At 71.3% G+C, this 683-nt stretch carries 2 protein-coding genes; both read left to right on the top strand.

The features are described from left to right. Positions 1 to 54 precede the first annotated feature (54 nt). Positions 55 to 429, top strand: coding sequence for a thioredoxin (trxA, locus tag CQZ88_RS20615; RefSeq protein WP_043796566.1), 375 nt, complete (start codon positions 55 to 57; stop codon positions 427 to 429). A 37-nt stretch (positions 430 to 466) separates the two neighbouring features. Further along, the gene (locus CQZ88_RS29985; RefSeq protein WP_164528111.1) at positions 467 to 637 is read left to right on the top strand and encodes a hypothetical protein; all 171 of its coding nucleotides are present in this window, start codon (positions 467 to 469) and stop codon (positions 635 to 637) included. Positions 638 to 683 lie beyond the last annotated feature (46 nt).

Below are 683 nucleotides of genomic sequence, written 5' to 3'. Positions count from 1 at the left end.
GAGGCCCACGTCCCCGCCTGATCCCGCACCCGAGGAAAACGAAAGGAACCCCCGATGGCAACGACGAATCTCACCCTCGCGGACTTCGAGTCCACGATCACCGACAACGACATCGTCCTGGTCGACTTCTGGGCCTCGTGGTGCGGTCCGTGCCGGGCGTTCGCCCCCGTGTTCGACAAGTCCTCGGCCGCGCACCCGGACGTCGTGCACGCCAAGGTCGACACCGAGGCCGAGCAGCAGCTCGCCGCCATGGCCGACATCCGCTCGATCCCCACGATCATGGCGTTCCGCGAGGGCGTGCTGGTCTACGCCCAGCCCGGCGCCCTGCCGGCGGCCGCCCTCGAAGACCTCATCGGGCAGATCAAGGCCCTGAACATGGCCGAGGTCCACGCCCAGGTCGCCGAACACAAGGCCGCCGCCGGCGCCTGACCCGCCACCCCCGTTACCCGTCCCGAGGAGGACCCCTATGTGTTACCCCGTCACCTGCCCGAACTGCGGAAAGACCGGCTGGGGCGGCTGCGGCCAGCACGTCGACGCCGTCATGCGCTCCGTGCCCGCACCCGACCGCTGCGCGTGCGGCCAGGACACCGCCGCGGGGGCGCAGGCACGCACCCTCGGCGCGCTCTTCCGACGCTGACCGCACCTCGAGGAGACTGCGCCTCCACCGCACTCTCCGCCGCGGC

This window comes from Rhodococcus sp. ENV425, assembly GCF_002887785.1.
In the GTDB taxonomy this organism is placed as follows: Bacteria; Actinomycetota; Actinomycetes; order Mycobacteriales; family Mycobacteriaceae; genus Rhodococcus; species Rhodococcus aetherivorans.
The sequence above is the reverse complement of the archived record's forward strand: the minus strand, read 5'-3'. Positions and strand labels throughout refer to the sequence as shown.

Bases quoted from the DNA above. Each gene is read 5' to 3' on its own strand.
- CQZ88_RS29985 (WP_164528111.1), top strand. From the start codon at position 467: ATGTGTTACCCCGTCACCTGCCCGAACTGCGGAAAGACCGGCTGGGGC.
- trxA (WP_043796566.1), top strand. From the start codon at position 55: ATGGCAACGACGAATCTCACCCTCGCGGACTTCGAGTCCACGATCACC.